Annotated in this window: 13 protein-coding genes and 1 tRNA gene; 10 read left to right on the top strand and 4 right to left on the bottom strand. The window is 73.9% G+C overall.

The genetic code is table 11. The features are described 5' to 3' along the window. The first annotated feature begins 51 nt into the window (after positions 1 to 51). Genes PKE99_RS21540 through PKE99_RS21530 form a run of 3 tightly spaced genes read left to right on the top strand, consistent with a single transcriptional unit; the run spans position 52 to position 2,370 of the window. Positions 52 to 1,368: an erythromycin esterase family protein gene (locus tag PKE99_RS21540; protein ID WP_037044161.1), complete on the top strand. Its 1,317-nt coding sequence runs from the start codon at positions 52 to 54 to the stop codon at positions 1,366 to 1,368. 30 nt (positions 1,369 to 1,398) lie between these two features. Then, the gene (locus tag PKE99_RS21535) at positions 1,399 to 1,932 is read left to right on the top strand and encodes a DUF1360 domain-containing protein (protein WP_037044164.1); all 534 of its coding nucleotides are present in this window, start codon (positions 1,399 to 1,401) and stop codon (positions 1,930 to 1,932) included. Positions 1,933 to 1,947: 15 nt separating this feature from the next. Further along, positions 1,948 to 2,370 carry an SRPBCC family protein gene (locus PKE99_RS21530; protein WP_037044166.1) on the top strand — a complete coding sequence of 141 codons (423 nt, stop codon included), beginning with the start codon at positions 1,948 to 1,950 and terminating at the stop codon, positions 2,368 to 2,370. Positions 2,371 to 2,377: 7 nt separating this feature from the next. On the opposite strand, the gene PKE99_RS21525 is transcribed toward PKE99_RS21530, so the two are convergent. Further along, entirely contained in the window at positions 2,378 to 3,157 is a 780-nt protein-coding gene (locus tag PKE99_RS21525; RefSeq protein WP_037044168.1) for an isocitrate lyase/PEP mutase family protein, read from the bottom strand. 217 nt (positions 3,158 to 3,374) lie between these two features. Next, complete coding sequence (locus PKE99_RS21520; protein WP_037044169.1) at positions 3,375 to 6,290, bottom strand: ATP-binding protein; 2,916 nt, start codon at positions 6,288 to 6,290, stop codon at positions 3,375 to 3,377. Positions 6,291 to 6,452: 162 nt separating this feature from the next. Between PKE99_RS21520 and PKE99_RS21515 the strand changes: the two genes are divergently transcribed. Continuing rightward, on the top strand, positions 6,453 to 7,547 hold the full coding sequence (locus tag PKE99_RS21515; protein ID WP_037044172.1) for a class I SAM-dependent methyltransferase: 1,095 nt from the start codon (positions 6,453 to 6,455) through the stop codon (positions 7,545 to 7,547). A 28-nt stretch (positions 7,548 to 7,575) separates the two neighbouring features. Here the strand turns inward: PKE99_RS21515 and PKE99_RS21510 are convergent, their stop codons facing one another. Then, complete coding sequence (locus tag PKE99_RS21510) at positions 7,576 to 9,651, bottom strand: DEAD/DEAH box helicase (RefSeq protein WP_197040568.1); 2,076 nt, start codon at positions 9,649 to 9,651, stop codon at positions 7,576 to 7,578. 430 nt (positions 9,652 to 10,081) lie between these two features. Then, a tRNA-Leu gene (locus PKE99_RS21505) sits at positions 10,082 to 10,158 on the bottom strand. Positions 10,159 to 10,297: 139 nt separating this feature from the next. Here PKE99_RS21505 and PKE99_RS21500 point away from each other — a divergent pair. The 6 genes from PKE99_RS21500 (at position 10,298) to PKE99_RS21475 (ending at position 17,157) form a co-directional block, all read left to right on the top strand. After that, positions 10,298 to 10,927 (top strand): ANTAR domain-containing response regulator, encoded by a 630-nt coding sequence (locus tag PKE99_RS21500; protein ID WP_231498155.1) that lies wholly within the window; start codon positions 10,298 to 10,300, stop codon positions 10,925 to 10,927. Between the two features lie 470 nt (positions 10,928 to 11,397). Continuing rightward, complete coding sequence (locus PKE99_RS21495) at positions 11,398 to 12,630, top strand: branched-chain amino acid ABC transporter substrate-binding protein (protein WP_037044180.1); 1,233 nt, start codon at positions 11,398 to 11,400, stop codon at positions 12,628 to 12,630. A 99-nt stretch (positions 12,631 to 12,729) separates the two neighbouring features. Then, positions 12,730 to 13,656 (top strand): branched-chain amino acid ABC transporter permease, encoded by a 927-nt coding sequence (locus PKE99_RS21490; protein ID WP_037044183.1) that lies wholly within the window; start codon positions 12,730 to 12,732, stop codon positions 13,654 to 13,656. Then, positions 13,653 to 15,434 (top strand): branched-chain amino acid ABC transporter permease, encoded by a 1,782-nt coding sequence (locus PKE99_RS21485; RefSeq protein ID WP_051737216.1) that lies wholly within the window; start codon positions 13,653 to 13,655, stop codon positions 15,432 to 15,434. Before PKE99_RS21490 ends, PKE99_RS21485 begins: the two co-directional genes overlap by 4 nt. Further along, on the top strand, positions 15,431 to 16,435 hold the full coding sequence (locus PKE99_RS21480; protein ID WP_231498156.1) for an ABC transporter ATP-binding protein: 1,005 nt from the start codon (positions 15,431 to 15,433) through the stop codon (positions 16,433 to 16,435). The genes PKE99_RS21485 and PKE99_RS21480 overlap by 4 nt, the downstream gene beginning before the upstream one ends. After that, positions 16,435 to 17,157 (top strand): ABC transporter ATP-binding protein, encoded by a 723-nt coding sequence (locus PKE99_RS21475; RefSeq protein WP_037044184.1) that lies wholly within the window; start codon positions 16,435 to 16,437, stop codon positions 17,155 to 17,157. Before PKE99_RS21480 ends, PKE99_RS21475 begins: the two co-directional genes overlap by 1 nt. The last annotated feature ends 16 nt before the right edge of the window (positions 17,158 to 17,173 follow it).

The raw sequence follows: 17,173 nt of genomic DNA, 5'->3' as shown, positions 1-17,173 counted from the left end.
TCTCTTCCGCCCGCTCCGGTTGAGCCGCCCGTGGCCGGGTAGGCGGGGCGGGTGATCGCCCGCAGCGACCGGGACGTCGCCGCCGTCCGCGACCTCGCGCGGCCCCTCGACGACGACGCCGACCTCGACGAGCTGGTCGCCCGCGCCGGGCGGGCCCGCCTGGTGCTGATCGGCGAGGCGTCGCACGGCACCCACGAGTTCTACGCGTGGCGGGACCGGCTGACCCGGCGGTTGGTCGCCGAGCAGGACTTCCGGTTCGTCGCGGTGGAGGGGGACTGGCCGGACTGCCGCAGGCTGCACCGGTACGCGGTCGGGGACCCGGAGGGCCCCGCGACGGCCGACGAGGCCCTCGCCGGCTACGACCGCTGGCCCACGTGGATGTGGGCGAACACCGCCGTGCGGGACGCGATGCGGTGGCTGCACGACCACAACGCGGCGCGGCCGCCGGCCGAGCGGGTCGGCTTCCACGGCCTGGACGTCTACAGCCTGCACCGCTCGATGCGCGCGGTCGTCGACTGGCTGGCCGAGCACGAGCCGGTGCTCGCCGAGACCGCGCGGGCCGCCTACGCCTGCTTCGACCCGTTCGGCCCCGACCCCTTCGACTACGCGCGGCGCACGCGGTGGGTCCCGGAGGACTGCGAGGAGCCCGTCGTCGAGGTGCTGCAGGAGCTGTGCGCCGGGCACAGCCGGGGCGAGACCGGGTCCGCGGACGAGCGGTTCGTGGCCGAGCAGAACGCGGCGGTCGTCGCCGGGGCCGAGCGCTACTACCGGACCGCGGTGCGCGGCGGCCCCGAGTCGTGGAACGTCCGCGACCACCACATGGCCGACACGCTCGACCGGCTCCTCGACCACGCGGGCCCGGGCTCGAAGGGCGTGGTGTGGGCGCACAACACGCACATCGGCGACGCCCACGCCACCGACATGGCGGCACACGGCATGACCAACCTCGGCGAGCTGGCCCGCGAGCGGCACGCCGACGAGGGCGTCGTGCTCGTGGGGCAGGCGGGGCACCGCGGCACGGTGCTCGCCGGCGAGGCCTGGGGCGCGGCGGCCGAGCGGATGCGGGTCCCGGAGGCCCGCCCGGCAAGTGCCGAGGACCTGCTGCACGAGGCCGTGGGCGACGGGCCGTCCGTGCTGTCCTTCCCGCCGCCGTCCCAGCAGCCCCGGTGGCTGCGTACCTCACTGGACCACCGGGCGATCGGCGTGGTCTACCACCCGCGGCGCGAGCGCCGGGGCAACTACGTGCCGTCCACCCTGGGCGACCGCTACGACGCCCTGATCTGGTGCGGCGACACCACCGCGCTCGAACCGGTCCACCCCGAGCCGCGCGACGACCCCGAACCCGAGACCGCGCCGACCGGGGTCTGACCCGGCGGCCCCACGAGACCAGGAGGACACATGGCCGGTACGGCACGGAAGGTCGCGGCCGTGGCCGACGACCGGGCCCGCTCCGAGGCGGACACCTACCGGCAGGGGGCGGACCGCCCCTTGAGCGGCTACGCCGTGGTGATGGGCGCGTTCGCCGCGGTGGTGGCCGCCGTCGCGGGGATCGCGGCGGCGACCCGGCGGACGCTGCCGGGGCTGTCGGTCACGGACCTGGTGCTGCTCACCGTGGCCACCCACAAGCTCTCCCGCACGATCACCAAGGACGCCGTGACGAGCCCGCTCCGGGCGCCGTTCGCGACGTTCGCGGAGACGTCGGGGCCGTCCGAGGTGACGGAGGAGCCGCGGAAGGACTCGTCGCTGCGGCACAGCATCGGCGAGCTCCTCACCTGCCCCTTCTGCCTCGACCTCTGGATCGCCACCGGGCTGGTGATCGGGCTGGTGTTCGCGCCCCGGCCGACCCGGCTGGTGATCGGCACCTTCACGGCCCTGGCGGGCGCGGACTTCCTGCAGCTGGCGTACTCCGCCGCGCAGCAGGCCGCCGAGTGACCGACGATCGGGACCGTGCGCACCACGATCCATGCCTCCGGCCCCGTGCCGGCCGACGAGGCCTGGGACCGCTACGCCCGCCCGCAACGCTGGCCCGAGTGGGCGCCGTACCTGCTCGGGGTCGACGCCTCCGCGGACCGGCTGGTCCCGGGCATGACCGGACGGGTGCGGGGGCCGCTGCGGCTCGCCGTGCCGTTCACGGTCACCGAGGTCCACGAACCCGGGGCGCCGGGGCCGGACGGCACTCCCGCCGGCACCGGCTCCTGGGCCTGGGACGTCCGGTTCGGCCCGGTCGGGCTGTCGCTCGACCACGGCGTGGAACCGCAGGGGACCGGCACCCGGACCTGGCTGACGGTCGACGGGCCGTGGCCGGTCCTGGCCCTCTACCTGCCGGTCGCCCGCGTCTCGCTCGAGATGCTCGTGCGCCGCGGGGGCTGAGCCCGCGTCAGTTCAGCCGGCGGGTGCCGGCGGGCAGCCCGCCGCCGGCGTAGACGTCCTCGGCGAGCGCGGCCAGCGCGGTCAGGGCGACGTTCTGGCTCCACGGGCCGTAGGAGACCCGGGCGACGCCGAGCCTCTGCGCGGTCTCGAGCGGGATGGACCCCGGCACACCGATGAGGTTGACCTTCCGCTCGCCCAGCGCCTCGACGAGGCGGCCGACCGTGGTCTCGTCGAGCCTGCCCGGCACGAAGAAGGTGGTTGCGCCCGCCTCGAGGTAGGCGCGGCCGCGCTCGATCGCGTCGGCGAGGACCTCCTCGGCGTCCCGGTCGCCGGCCTTGAGGAACGCGTCCGTGCGGGCGTTGAGCACGAACGGCACGCCCGCCTTCTCCCCGGCGGCGATCGCGGCCTCGACCGCCCGGACCGAGTCGGCGAGCGGCTTCATCTGGTCCTCGAGGTTGGCGCCGACGATGCCGACGTCGATGGCGCGCGCGATGGTGCCGCCCGGGTCGCCGTAGCCCGCCTCGAGGTCGGCGGTCACCGGCAGGTCGCCGGCGACCCGCGCGATCAGCCCGACCTCGGCGATCATCTCGTCGCGTGGGATGTTCTCGCCGTCCTCGTAGCCGCGGGAGGCGGCGATGCCGTGGCTGGCGGTGGCCAGGGCCCTGGTGCCGGGGGTCTGCGCGACGACCTGGGCGGTGATCGCGTCCCAGACGTTGACGACGAGCAGGAGCTCGGGCGCCTCGTGCAGCCGGCGCAGTTCGGTGGCCTTCTCGACGATGGTGCTCATGGCCGGACCGTAACCAGCACAACGGAGACCAGCACAGCGCGCTCCCGAATGCGGACCACCCCGACATGAGTGAGCTCGGCCGGCGTGCCCTCCGGCCGAGCCCACGCGGCACCGGTCCGGGGTCGGGTCCGGACTTCGATCCGATCGCCGGCCGGGCGTCCCCTCCCACCGCCGCGAGCATCGAGCCTGGCCCAGACTTGGAACGGGTTCTAGGGACTTAAGTCCCGAGCGAGGGACCCGGGCCCGGGGCGCCCGTCAGGCGCAGGGCCAGGGCGAACGCCGCAGCGTCGTCGAGCCCCGCACCCTTGGTGAGCGCGGCCTCGAGCCGGGGGCCGAGCGCCGTGCGGGCCGCCGCCTCGACCCGGCGCTCGCGGTCCAGGTCCGGGCCGAACGCCGGGGTGGCGCGCGGGCTGGCCCGCAGCGCGCCGAGCAGCGTGGCGGCCTCGGCGTGCCGGCCAAGCCGGGACAGCGCCTCGATCAGCGCGCGGATCGCGACCCAGGTGTGTGTCCAGGACCCGGAGCGGTGCCAGTGCTCCAGCAGCGGCCGCAGCTCGGCGAGCGGGGCGTCGCCGTGCCGGACCGCCGAGGTGAGCAGGGTGTGCCGGGCGATCCCGGCGACGAACGTGGAGTCGGCCTCCTCGGCCAGCGCCACTGCGGCGCGCAGGTGCGCCCCGGCCCCGGGGTCGCCCTGCTCGGTGCGGTGCTCGCCCTGCGCATATTCGCCCCAGGCCCGCACGGTCGGCGCGCCGGACCGGGCCGCGACTCCGGCGAGCTCGGCCTCCAACGCCGTCGTGTCCGGGTCGGCGCCGGTGTCGTCGCCGCGGGCGTAGGTCGTGCACAACAGCCGGTCGACGAGGGCGGCCACCACCACGTGGTCGTCGGGTCCGTCGGGGTCGTCCCGCGGGGTCGTCCGCAGAGCGGCGCGGGCCGCGTCGGCCGCCGTCCGGGCCTCGGACAGCCGGCCGGCGAAGGTGTGGAGGTTGGCGAAGAGCTCGTGGCCGTGGGCGGGGAAGCCGAGCGCGGTCAACGCGTCCGCGTGCGCCGCGGCCAGGTCGAGGTCCCCGCGCTGCCAGCAGGCGCAGGCGACGAAGTACACCGTGCGGGCGGCGGCGGGGGAGAGCCGACGGGTCGCGACGCGGCCGTCGGCACCCACCACCCCGGCCGCCCGCAGGGCCTCCTCGGCCGGGTCGACGAGATCGATCCGGCAGCGCAGGTAGCCGAGCTCGGCGAACAGCCCGGCGAGGCGCAGCAGGTCGTCGCGGGGCCCGTTCTCGACGAGCCAGGCGTGGGCCCGCCGGAGATCGGCCAGGTGGGCGTCGAACCGGCGCACCGCCTCCGCCTCCCCGGGCCCGCGCCGCGCACGGCTCACCTCCGCCGCGAGGCCCGCGGCCCACGCGGCGTGCCGGGCCCGCAGGCCGGGCCCTTCCGCCCGCTCGGCGATCCGGCTCCGGCCGAAGGCGCGCAGGGTCTCCAGCATCGTGAACCGCGTCCCCCGCCGGACGACGAGCGAGCGCTCGACCAGGTCCGGCAGCGCCGCCGCGTCGCCGCACACGGCCTCGACCGCCGCCGGCTCGACCGGCCCGGCGAACACGGCCATCCGGTCGAAGAGCGTGCGCTGCTCTTCGTCGAGCAGGCCGTAGGACCAGGCGACGACGTCGCGGAGCGAGCGGTGCCGGGCGGCGGCCGTGCGCCGCCCGCCGCGCAGCACGTCGAGGGGCCGGTCGAGGGCCTCCACCAGCCCGGCCAGCCCCAGCGGCAGGGCCCGGGCGGCGGCGAGCTCCAGGGCGAGCGGCAGCCCGTCGAGCCGCGCGCAGATCTCGTCGACGAGCGCCCCGTCGACGACCGCGGCGGGGTCGCCCGCCCGGATCCGGTCGGCCAGCAGCCGGGCCGCGTCGGGCGGGCCGAGCGGGGCGACGGGCAGGCACTGCTCGGCGTCGATCCGCAGCGCCTCCCGGCCGGTGGCCAGGACGTCGACGCCCGGCGCGCCCGCCACCACGGCCTCCGCCAGCGCCGCCGCCCGCTCGACGACGTGCTCGCAGTTGTCCAGCACCAGGAGCAGCCGCCGCGGCGCGAGCACCTCGACGATCCGCTCCCGCAGCGAGCCCGCGTCGGCGTCGATGATCCGCAGGAGCCCGGCCAGGGCGGACTCGACGTCGTCCGGGCCGCCGTCGCCGAGCTCCACGAGCAGGACGCCGTCGGGATACCGCGCGCCGGCCTCCGCGGCGACGTGCCGGGCCAGCCGGGTCTTGCCGACGCCCCCGGGCCCGGTGAGCGTGACCAGCCGGGACCGGTCGAGCAGCTCGGCGGCCAGGGCGAGCTCCGCGCTCCGCCCGACGAACGAGTTGGCGGGCGGACGAGGCGACGCGGTGCGTCCGGGAGCGACGGACGGAGGCGGTGCGGTGGGCGGGGGTGCGAGCTCCTGGCGCAGCACCCGGCCCTCGAGCTCGCGCAGCTCCGGTGAGGGGTCCAGCCCCAGCTCCTCGGCCAGCCGGGTGCGCAGCGCCGCGTAGGCGTCGAGCGCCTCGGCCTGGCGCCCGGCGGCGACGAGCGCCCGCATCAGCACGCCGACGGCGCGCTCGCGCAGCGGTTCGGCGCGGACCAGCGGTTCCAGCGCGGCGACGGCGTCGGCGGGCCGGCCCGCCTCGAGCAGGGCGGTCGCCCGCTCCTCGACGGCGTGCCGGTGCAGCTCGTCGAGCCGCGCCACCTCGGGCTCGACGGTGGGGTGGTCGAGGTCGGCGAAGGGCCGCCCGCGCCACAGCGCGAGGGCGGCGTCGAGCACGGCGAGCCGGGCGGCCGGGTCGTGCCCGTCCGCGGCGAGGCCGTCGAGCAGATCGGTGAAGGCGGCGGCGTCGACCGCGGTCCGGTCGGCACGCAGCCGGTAGCCCCGCGGGGTCGTCTCGACCACGAGGCCCGGCGGCAGCAGCCGGCGCAGCCGCGCCACGTTCGTCTGCACGGCGCCCGCCGGGTCGGCCGGCGGGGTGGCGCCCCAGACCAGCTCGGCGAGCAGGTCCACCGGCACGGGCTCGTCCAGGCGCAGCGCCAGGGCGGCGAGCAGGCGCCGCTGCCGCGCCGACCCGACCGCGACCGACCCGTCGGCGAGGGCGAGCGGTCCGAGCACCCGGAGGGCCGCCATCGGGCCATCGTGGCGCATCCGGTGCGCGGGCGGCAGCGTCTTTCGTCCCCTTCGCCTCGTTCGGCGCCGGCGGGGCCGTACCCGGACCGCCGCTGACAGCGGACCGACAGGAGGCCGACAGCACGCCCGGCCATCGTCGTCGGCGAGAGAAGGGGGAGACCCATGACCGCCACCGACACGACCACCACCACAGCGACGACCGGGACCACCGAGTCCTTGACCGAGCGACTCTTCGCCGCCCTGCTCGCCACGATGGACGTCCACGCCGTCTACCTCGGCGACCGGCTCGGCTACTACCGCGCGCTCGCCGACGGCCCGGACGGCACCGCCCTGACCCCGGCCGAGCTCGCCGCCCGCACCGGCACCGCCGAGCGCTACACCCGGGAGTGGTGCGAGCAGCAGGCCGTCACCGGGATCCTGACGGCCGACGCCGAGCCCGACGGCACCGCCCGCCGCTACGCGCTGCCGGTCGAGCACCGGGCCGCGCTGGTCGACGTCCTGTCCCTGGACCACGTCGTCCCGCTCGCCCGGCTCGCGCTGGGGTGCGCCAAGCAGACGGACCTGCTCGCCGAGGCCTTCCGCACCGGCGGCGGCGTCTCGTGGGCACAGCACGGCACCGACGCCCGCGAGGGCCAGGCCGCCGCCAACCGGCCGCTGTTCCTCGGGCCCCTCGGCCGCGAGTACCTGCCCTCGGTCCCCGACATCGACGCGACGCTGCGGGCCGGGGCCCGGGTCGCCGACGTCGGGTGCGGGCACGGCTGGTCGGCGATCGGGATCGCCCTGGCCTACCCCGAGGTGACCGTCGACGGCTTCGACCTCGACGAACCCTCCGTCGAGGCCGCCCGCCGCAACGCACGGGAGGCGGGGGTGGCCGACCGGGTCCGCTTCCACCTCGCTGACGCCGGTTCCGCCGACGGGACCTACGACGTCGTCTTCGCCTTCGAGTGCATCCACGACCTGCCCGACCCCGTCGCGGTCCTGGAGGCGATGCGCGGGCTCGGCGGGACCGTCGTGGTCATGGACGAGCGGGTGGCCGAGACGTTCGCGGCGCCCGGCGACGAGATCGAGCGGCTCATGTACGGCTACAGCCTGCTGTGCTGCCTCGCCGACGGGATGGCCCACGAGGACTCCGCCGGCACCGGGACCGTCATGCGGCCGGACACCCTGCGCCGCTACGCCCGCGAGGCGGGGTTCGCGGACCTGGAGATCCTCGACATCGAGAACGACTTCTTCCGCTTCTACCGCCTGGTGCGGTGATCGGCGGGGCCGGACCTCGCGAGGCGCCTCACGCCACCGGCAGCGCCTCCGTCAGGGCCTCCGTCAGGAGCGCGACCAGCGCGGCGTGCTGCACGTCGGCCGAGGACCCGACCTCCTCGTCGGAGCCGTCGAGCGCCTGGGCGGCGAGGCCGGCCTTGCCGTCGATCAGCTCGGCGATCCTGGCGTCGATGGTCTGCGCGGCGATGATGCGCCACGCGGTGACCGGTTCCGTCTGGCCGATGCGGTGGCTGCGGTCGATCGCCTGCGTCTGCTCGGCGGCCGTCCAGGAGAGCTCCGCGAGGACGATGTTCGACGCGACCTGCAGGTTGAGCCCGACGCCGGCCGCGGTCAGCGAGCAGACCGCGACGGAGACGTCCGGGTCGTTGACGAAGGCGTCGATGTTGCGCTGCCGGACGGCCGACGTCTGGTCGCCGCGGATCGAGGAGAATCGGACACCCTGCTTGGTGAAAACCTCCTCCGCGGCGTCCATGACGTCGACGTGCTTGGCGAAGAAGACCACCTTGCCCGCGCTGCGGGCGAGCTGGGCGGCGTAGTCCGCGGCGAGGGCCGCCTTCGCCTGGCCGATGCGGCGCATCATGCCGAAGACGTTGTCGCCGCTCGACGCCTCGGCCGCGTCCTTCTGCTCCCACCGGGCGACCCGGCGCACGAGGTCGTGGTCGATGCCCTCGACGACCGCGCCGGACCGGCGGGTGGCCAGCGCGTCCTCGTAGCGCGCCACGAGGCGACGCGCGAGGTCGCGCTCGGCCGCCCGGATCGAGCGGCCTGCGGCCCCGTCGAGCTCGACGGGGAGGTCGGCGATCCGCCGGGCCGGAATGTCCGCGGCGACGTCGACCTTGCGCCGGCGGACGATGCCGCGGTCCACGACCGCCTGCCGGGCGGCGCGGTAGAAGCCCGGGTCGGCCGGGGTGAGGCCGGTCGCGGCGAGCGCGTCCATCAGCTCGGCGCGCGGCTTCGTCGAGTCGATCCACCCGAGGAACTGCCAGATGGCGAGGAAGTCCTCGATGTCGTTGATCAGCGGGGTGCCGGTCAGGGCCATCAGCAGCGGCCGCGCGGTGAAGGACCGGATGCGGTCGGAGATCTCCAGGACGTGCTGCGAGCGCTGGGAGGACTTGTTCTTGATGAAGTGGGCCTCGTCAACGACCATCCCGCGGAAGCCGAAGTCGCCGATCCAGCCCACGTGCCGGTCGAGCACCTCGTAGTTGACGACGACGATGTCGGCGAAGCCGTCGACGGTCTCGCCGTTGCCGTGGATCGCGGTGGCCGCGCGGCGGGGCGTCCAGATGCCGGCCTCGCGCACCCAGTTCGTCTTGACGACGTTGGGCACGACGACCAGCAGGGGATAGGCGTCGGCCGCCTCGGCGGCGAGCAGCGCCTGGGCCGTCTTGCCCAGCCCCGGCTCGTCGGCGAGCAGGAAGGTGCGGTGGCCGGCCGCGGCCGCGGCGACCACGCGGGCCTGGTGCGGCATCAGCTCGCGGTCGTTCCCGCCCCGCGCCTTCCGGGTGGACGGCGCGGACTCGACCGTCGGCAGGGTCATGCACGCCGCGGTGCCGGCGCCGGCCCGCTCGAACGACCGCAGCAGCGGCCCGAGCAGCTCCCAGCCCGCGAGCGGGGTGGGACGGGGTGCGGCCGGCCGGGGGGCCGAGAAGTCGGGGGCGAGGAACGGGTTCGCCATCTGCCGCGAGACCACCGACTGCGGAACGACGCGGGGCCTGGCGGGGGCGGCGGGGGCCTCCACGACGGGGGCCGGGACGTCCTCCTCGGGGGCGGTCTCGATGCCCGCCTTCCGCAGGACCGTGCGGGTGAGGGAACGGGCCTCGTCGGTGACGACGGCGTCCTCCTCGAGGAGCGCGAGCAGGGTGGGCTCGCGGACGGCGCTCATGGCCAGGGCCTTCGCGATGCCGTCGAGCCGCTTGAGCTTCTCGGTCCGCTGCCGGTCGCGGGCGTTCTCGTCCGCCCGGACGCGGGCGCGCTCCTGGCGCAGCAACAATGCGACCGCCTGGAACTTCGTCCGCGTCGCGGGTGTCACCCGGCTGTTCCGCAGGGCGGTCTCGACCTCGCGGACGGAGCGTGCCAGCACCGACATGACGTCCTCGGCGCGTTCGTGGCCGCGTCGGTTCTGCGGGGCGCTACGGCGAGCCCTCGTCTGGGGCTTGCCTCGTCGAGCCACTCATTCCTCCTCGGAGATGCCCGGCAGGGCCGCCGCTGCGGCCGCGCCGCGCACAGTGCTGCGGTCGGGTGTGGGCGTGGCGGGGGAGACCGAGACGGCTCCTCCGGGACGCCGCCGGTCCGGGTCTGCGTGAGATCACCGCCGCCGGGGCGTACAGCCCGCACACGGCACAACAGGGATTCCCGGTCGACGATTCCGCGACACCCACCGCGCAGGCCGGCCGTGACCGGATGCGCGGCGCCCAGCGGGGTGCCCGCGCCGTCCACCGTACCGTCCGGGGACCGGTGCCGGCACCGCGACGCGCCGGGGAGTGATCACGCCGACCGCGGACCCGCAGGTCGCAGGGTGGTGCCCCCGGTGAGACTCGAACTCACACTGGGCGGATTTTGAGTCCGCTGCCTCTGCCGATTGGGCTACGGGGGCCGGCAGGCCGCCCTCCGGCTCCGACTGTGTTCTCGCTCGCGTCGCGCGGGATCACAGGGCCTGGGCAACCTGCGCGCAACCTTATCGCCGCTACCCTGGGCCCTTGCGTTCGACCCGCATGCCTAAGGAGAACCCACCCGTGAGCCAGCCAGTGTCCGAGGACAAGACGACCGACGACGGACCCGCCGTCGGCTGGCGCGTCCTCGTGGTGGAGGACGAGGCGCTGATCCGTCTCGACCTGACCGAGATGCTCGGGGAAGAGGGATACCGGATCGCGGGCGAGGCCCCCGACGGTGAGGCGGCCATCGAGATGGCCCGCGACCTCAAGCCCGACCTCGTGATCATGGACGTCAAGATGCCGAAGAAGGACGGCATCGAGGCGGCCGCCACGATCGTCGAGGAGAAGATCGCGCCCGTCGTCATGCTCACCGCCTTCAGCCAGCGCGACCTCATCGAGCGTGCGCGCGACGCGGGCGCCATGGCCTACCTGGTCAAGCCGTTCGCCCGGCACGAGCTGGTGCCCGCGATCGAGCTCGCCGTGTCCCGCTTCGCCGAGAAGCGCGCCCTCGAGGACGAGGTCGCCTCCCTGCACGACCGGTTCGAGACCCGCAAGGTCGTCGACCGGGCCAAGGGCCTGCTGATGGCGAAGCAGAACATGACCGAGCCCGAGGCCTTCCGGTGGATCCAGCGCACCGCGATGGACCGCCGCACCACGATGAAGGCGGTCGCCGAGGCCGTCATCGAGGGGCTCGCCCCCGCGAAGGGCTGAGCGGAGCCCGCGGAGCGAGCATCGGCTCGGAGCGGAGCTCGCGGAGCGAGCATCGGCTCGGAGCGGAGCCCGCGGAGCGGGCATCAGCACCGCCCCGCACCTCACCGCACGTCGTCGCGAGGCCGTCCCGGCAGACCGCCGGGGCGGCCTCGCGCCGTTCTCCGACCCGTGCGCATGATCGTTACCCTGCGGTAACGGCACCGCGGGAAGTGCGAGCTTCACCACGTGCTAACGCCGTCTGTGCTGGTCAGCGCGCTGCCGCTTGATAACGATCTGATAACTCAGCACTCCGGGTGAGGCCGTGGTGACGCTGCGCGATATCCGGTTGCGGTCTGGTAAAGCTGCCGCCGCTCGGGATGACGCCGCACCCGCCGGTGACCTAACGTCCGCGGCGCTTCCGGCGTCTGTCCGGGGGCCTGGCGGGTGCTCGGGGGACCGCCGTCGACGTGGTTGGCACGGAAGGACAGAACATGAGTCGGACGCGGAAGGTCGCAGCGACCGCCGCCCTGCTCGCGGGGGCCCTCGCCCTCACCGCGTGCAGCACCAACCGGGAAGAGGCGACGGGCGGGGGCGGAGGTTCCTGCGACACCAGCAAGGGGACCCTCGTCGTCGGGTTCATCGCCCCGCTGTCCGGCAGCCTCTCGGCGCTGGGCCTCGGCATGAAGAACTCCACCGACCTCGCGGTCAACCAGGCCAACCAGAACTGCACGGTGCCCGGGTACCGGCTCGCGCTGCAGGCCGAGGACGACCAGGCCACCGCCCAGATCGCCGGTCAGGCCGCCACTAAGCTGGCCTCGGACCCGAACGTCGTCGGCGTCATCGGGACCCTGAACTCCTCCACCGCCCAGTCGGCGGCGCCGATCCTGGCCAACAAGAAGATCGTCGAGATCTCGCCGGCCAACACCAACCCGGCGCTGACCCAGGGCGACAACTACCAGTCCGCCCCGTCGCGGCCGAACGCCACGTACTTCCGCACCGCGACCACGGACGCCATCCAGGGCCCGTTCGCGGCGCAGTACATGGTGCAGAAGGCCGGCAAGAAGAACATCGCCGTGATCGACGACGGCAAGACCTACGGCGCGGGCCTCGCGTCGCAGTTCGCCACCGAGGCCGAGAAGCTCGGCGCCACGGTGGTCGCGCGCGAGAAGGTCGGCGAGAAGGACACGGACTTCTCCGGCGTCATCGCCAAGATCCGCCCGACGAACCCCGACGCGGTCTACTACGGCGGCGAGTACCCGGTCGCCGGCCCGCTGTCGAAGCAGCTGGCCGACGCGGGCCTCAACATCCCGCTGATGGGCGGCGACGGCATCGTCGACAAGACCTACGTCTCGCTCGGGGGTCGCGAGGGCGACCTGGCCACCAACGTCGGCGCCCCGCCGGAGCAGCTGCCCAGCGCCAAGGCCTTCATCGACGCCTACGCCGCGGCCGGCTACTCCGAGCCGTTCAGCGCCTACGGCGCGCTGACCTACGACGCCGCGAACGTCCTCATCCAGGGCGTGGCGAAGGCGGTCGGCAACGGCACCTTCTCCGACGCCACCCGGGACGGCCTGATCTCCGCGGTCCAGGCCACCAACCTCCAGGGTGCGACGGGCGCCATCTCCTTCGACCAGTACGGCGACACCACCAACAAGGTGCTGACCGTGTACTCGGTCCAGGGCGGCGAGTTCAAGCCGCTGGAGACGGGCACCTACCCGGCCAGCTGACGCGCGTCCCCGACCGGGGGTACGCGACGAGGATGCACGTGAGCGGGGACGGGACACCACCCGTCCCCGCTCGTGCACGCGGTGGAGGAGACCCCTCGTTTGTCCACGTTCCTGTCCCAGATCGCGAACGGGCTGGTGCTCGGTTCGCTGATCGCGCTGATCGCGCTCGGCTACACGATGGTCTACGGGATCATCACGCTGATCAACTTCGCGCACGGTGAGATCTTCATGGTCGGCGCCTACGGCGGCCTGGCCACCCTGACGTACATCCTGCCCACGGCGATCGCCACGACCTGGTACTTCGCGCTGCCGATCGCCCTGGTGGCGGGCGCGATCGTCGCGATGCTCATCGCCGTGGCCATGGAGCGCTTCGCCTACCGGCCGCTGCGCAACGCGCCGCGCCTCGCCCCGCTGATCACCGCCCTCGGCGTGTCGGTCGCGCTGCAGGAGGCCATGCGCGTGTTCTACCCGGGGGCCACGGCGGCCCTCCCGTTCCCGAACCTGTTCATCGAGGGCGCCGTCGTCATCCCGATCGGCGACGGCGTGGTGATCCGGTACGTCGGCATCCTGTTGATCGTCATGTCGCTGGTGCTGGCCTTCGGCCTCGAGCGGTTCGTGGAGCGGACCCGGCTCGGCCGCGCCATGCGGGCCACCTCGCAGGACCGGGACGTCGCGCGGCTGATGGGCATCGACCCCGACCGCGTCATCGTGCTGACCTTCGCCATCGGCGGCGCCCTCGCCGGCGTGGCGGGCGTGCTGTACGGCAGCTACCTCAACAACATCAACATCGACATGGGCTTCCAGAACGGCATCTTCGCGTTCACCGCGGCCGTGCTCGGCGGCATCGGCAACATCCGCGGCGCCGTGGTCGGCGGCCTGGTGATCGGGCTGGTCAAGGCCCTGGGCGGGCAGTACCTCCCCGGCGGCACGGCCTACGACTACGTCTGGATCTTCGTCGTGCTGATCATCGTCCTGGTGTTCCGGCCCCAGGGCTTCTTCGGCGAGTCCGAGCGGGTGCGCGCATGACCACCACCGCGACCCCCGAGACCCCGGCCACGCCCGCGGCCCGGCCGCGGCACACCGGCCGGTTCGCCCGGCTGCTCGACGCGGCCGCGCCCCGCTCCACCGTCCTCATGATCGTCGGCGGGGTGCTCACGCTGGTGGGCGCCTACCTGCCGTGGGTGACCTTCGTGCTCAACGAGGGGCCCTACCCGGAGAAGGCGACCCTCAACTTCTTCGTCGACCCGTTCGGCGTCACCGGCTTCCGGCTGCACCTGGTGATCCTGGGGCTGGCCGCGATCGTGGTGGCGGCCCTGCGGCGGATCCCGGCGCGGCACCGCATCGTGCGCGGGCTCGGGATCGGCGCCACCGTCGTCGCCCTGATCAACGGCCTGTGGATCACGGTCGAGGGCGGCGGGCTCGGCGCGATCACCGCGTCCGAGGGGACGATCGCGTTCGGCTCGATCGTCGCGCTGGTCGGCGGCCTGGTCACCGTGCTCGGCGCGAGCGCGGGCGGGCTCGAGCGCAAGCCGGTGTGGACCTGGACGCTGCCCTGGTGGGTGGAGTGGATCCTGCTCGTCGTCCTGTTCGTGATCGTGCTGCTGCTGGTGGCGGCGGTGCTCACGAGCGGCGGTCAGGGCGGGGTCGTCAACCCCTACGCCGGCGTCGTGTTCCTGTCGTTGCTGGCGGCCCTGGGCGGCGCGTTCGCCGCGCTCAACGCCTCCGGCCTGCTCACCTGGGTCTCCGCGGTCTCGGAGCGGCACCGCACGTTCAGCGTGATCGTGCTGCTGATCGTGGCCCTGCTGCTGCCGCTGACCAGCGCCGGCACCGAGTACTGGATGACGGTGGCGTCGAACATCGGCGTCTACGCGGCCACGGCGATCGGGCTCAACATCGTGGTCGGCCTCGCCGGCCTGCTCGACCTCGGGTACGTCGCGTTCCTCGGCATCGGCGCCTTCGTGGCGGCGAACCTGTCCGGGGCGGCGGCCTCGCAGATCGGCATCCACCTGCCGTTCGTGCTGGTCATGATCATCTCGTCCGTCGTGGCCGGGATGTTCGGCGCGATCGTCGGCTCGCCGACCCTGCGGGTGCGCGGCGACTACCTGGCGATCGTCACGCTGGCCTTCGGTGAGATCTTCGTCCGCAGCGCGCAGAACAACATCGGCGGGCTGACGGGCGGCGCCAACGCCATCCCGAACATCCCGGCGGTGGGCGTCGGCGACTTCAAGTTCTCGGACTCCGTCGTGATCGGGAGCCTGCGGCTGCCCTCGGGCGTCCTGTACTACTTCCTGATCGTGCTGCTGGTCGCGGCCGTGATGCTGGTGTTCGCGCACCTCAAGAACTCCCGGCTCGGCCGGGCGTGGATCGCCATCCGCGAGGACGAGGACGCCGCCAGCGCCATGGGCATCCGGACCGGCCCGATCAAGATCCTGGCCTTCCTCATCGGCGCGATGCTCGCCGGCCTCGCGGGCGCGTTCTTCGCGCACAAGACGGCCGTCGTCGCCTACGACTCCTTCCGGTTCCTGGAGTCGGTCACGCTGCTCGCCGCGGTCATCCTCGGCGGCATGGGCACGATCCCCGGCGCCGTGCTCGGCGCGTCGATCCTGTTCGTGCTGCCGGAGAAGCTGCGCGAGTTCTCCGACTACCGGCTGCTGCTGTTCGGCCTGGCCCTGGTGCTCATCATGCGGTTCCGGCCGCAGGGCATCGTGCCGGACCGGCACCGCAAGGCGGAGCTGACCGACCCCGACGTCGAGGACGTCGCCAAGGAGGGCCCCGGGCCCCTTCCGACGAGGGTGGAGCCGTGAGCGAGAACCCCCAGACCGCGGACGGCACGCCCACGGACGGCACGACCACGGACGGCACGACCACCGACGGCACCTCGGCGGCGGCCGAGGCCGTGGTGGAGGTGGAGGCCCCTCCCGAGGAGGTCACCGCCGAGCTCGCCGAGGACATGCACATCGCCACCGGCACCCGGGAGCCGATCCTCGTGTCGTCCGGCGTGACGATGCAGTTCGGCGGCCTGCGTGCGCTCAGCGACGTGAACCTGTCGCTGCACGAGGGCGAGATCATCGGCCTGATCGGGCCCAACGGGGCGGGGAAGACGACCTTCTTCAACTGCCTCACCGGGCTCTACACGCCGACCTCGGGCCAGGTCACGCTGCGCGGCAGGGCGATGCCGCAGGACCCGGCGCGGGTCACCGAGGCGGGTGTGGCCCGGACGTTCCAGAACATCCGGCTCTTCCCCTCGATGACCGCCACGGAGAACGTGCTGGTCGGGCGGCACGTGCGGATGAAGCAGGGGCCGATCTCGTCGCTGCTGCACGGGCCGCGGTTCCGGCGCAGCGAGGCCGAGGCGGCGGAGCGGGCGGAGAAGCTGCTCGCGTTCGTCGGGCTGACCCGCTTCTCCGACGAGCTCGCCCGCAACCTGCCCTACGGCGACCAGCGGCGGCTCGAGATCGCCCGCGCGCTCGCCACGGACCCGTCGGTGCTGCTGCTCGACGAGCCCACCGCGGGCATGAACGCGCAGGAGACCGAGGCCACCCGGCAGCTGATCTTCGCGATCCGGGACCTGGGCGTGTCGGTGGTCGTGATCGAGCACGACACCAAGTTCATCTTCACGCTGTGCGACCGGGTGCTGGTGCTGGTCCAGGGCGAGCTGCTGGTCGAGGGCTCGCCGGACGAGGTGCGCGGCGACCCCCGGGTCGTCGAGGCCTACCTCGGCGCCCCGCCCGAGGAGGTCTCGGCGCAGCTGCAGACCGGCGGTGCGGCGGACGGGGCCGGCACGGCAGAGGGGAAGTCCGAGTAATGACGTTCCTGTCCGTCCGCGACCTGGTGGTCGCCTACGGCGCCATCCAGGCCGTCCGCGGCGTGACGTTCGACGTCGAGCAGGGCCAGATCGTCTCCCTGATCGGCTCGAACGGCGCCGGCAAGACGACCACGCTGCGCACCCTGTCCGGGCTGCTCCGGCCGGTCTCCGGGACGATCGAGTTCGACGGCACACCGATCCAGAAGATGCCGGCGCACGAGATCCTCTCCCGGGGCGTGGCGCACAGCCCGGAGGGCCGCCGGCTGTTCGCCCGCATGTCGGTCGAGGAGAACCTGCGGCTCGGCGCGTACACCCGCAAGGACGAGTCCGGCATCGCGCAGGACATGCAGCGCGTGTTCGACCTGTTCCCGGTGCTGGGGGAGCGGCGCGCCAACAAGGCCGGCCTGTTCTCCGGCGGCGAGCAGCAGATGCTCGCGATCGGCCGCGCGCTGATGTCCCGGCCGAAGCTGCTCATGCTCGACGAGCCGTCCATGGGGCTCTCGCCGATCATGACCCAGCGGATCTTCGACACCGTCAGGGAGCTGCGCGACGAGGGCACCACGGTGCTCCTGGTCGAGCAGAACGCGCTGGCCGCGCTGGCGTTGTCGGACAAGGCCTACGTGATCGACCTCGGCCGCACCACGCTCTCCGGCTCGGGCGCCGAGCTCCTCGCCGACCCGCGGGTGCAGGAGGCCTACCTCGGCGAGAACGTCGGCACCTGATCCTGTGAGTGGCGAT

Origin of the sequence: Pseudonocardia halophobica, assembly GCF_027922425.1 — a bacterium.
Taxonomy (GTDB): domain Bacteria; phylum Actinomycetota; class Actinomycetes; order Mycobacteriales; family Pseudonocardiaceae; genus Pseudonocardia; species Pseudonocardia halophobica.
This window is presented reverse-complemented; position numbering and strand designations above follow the sequence as displayed.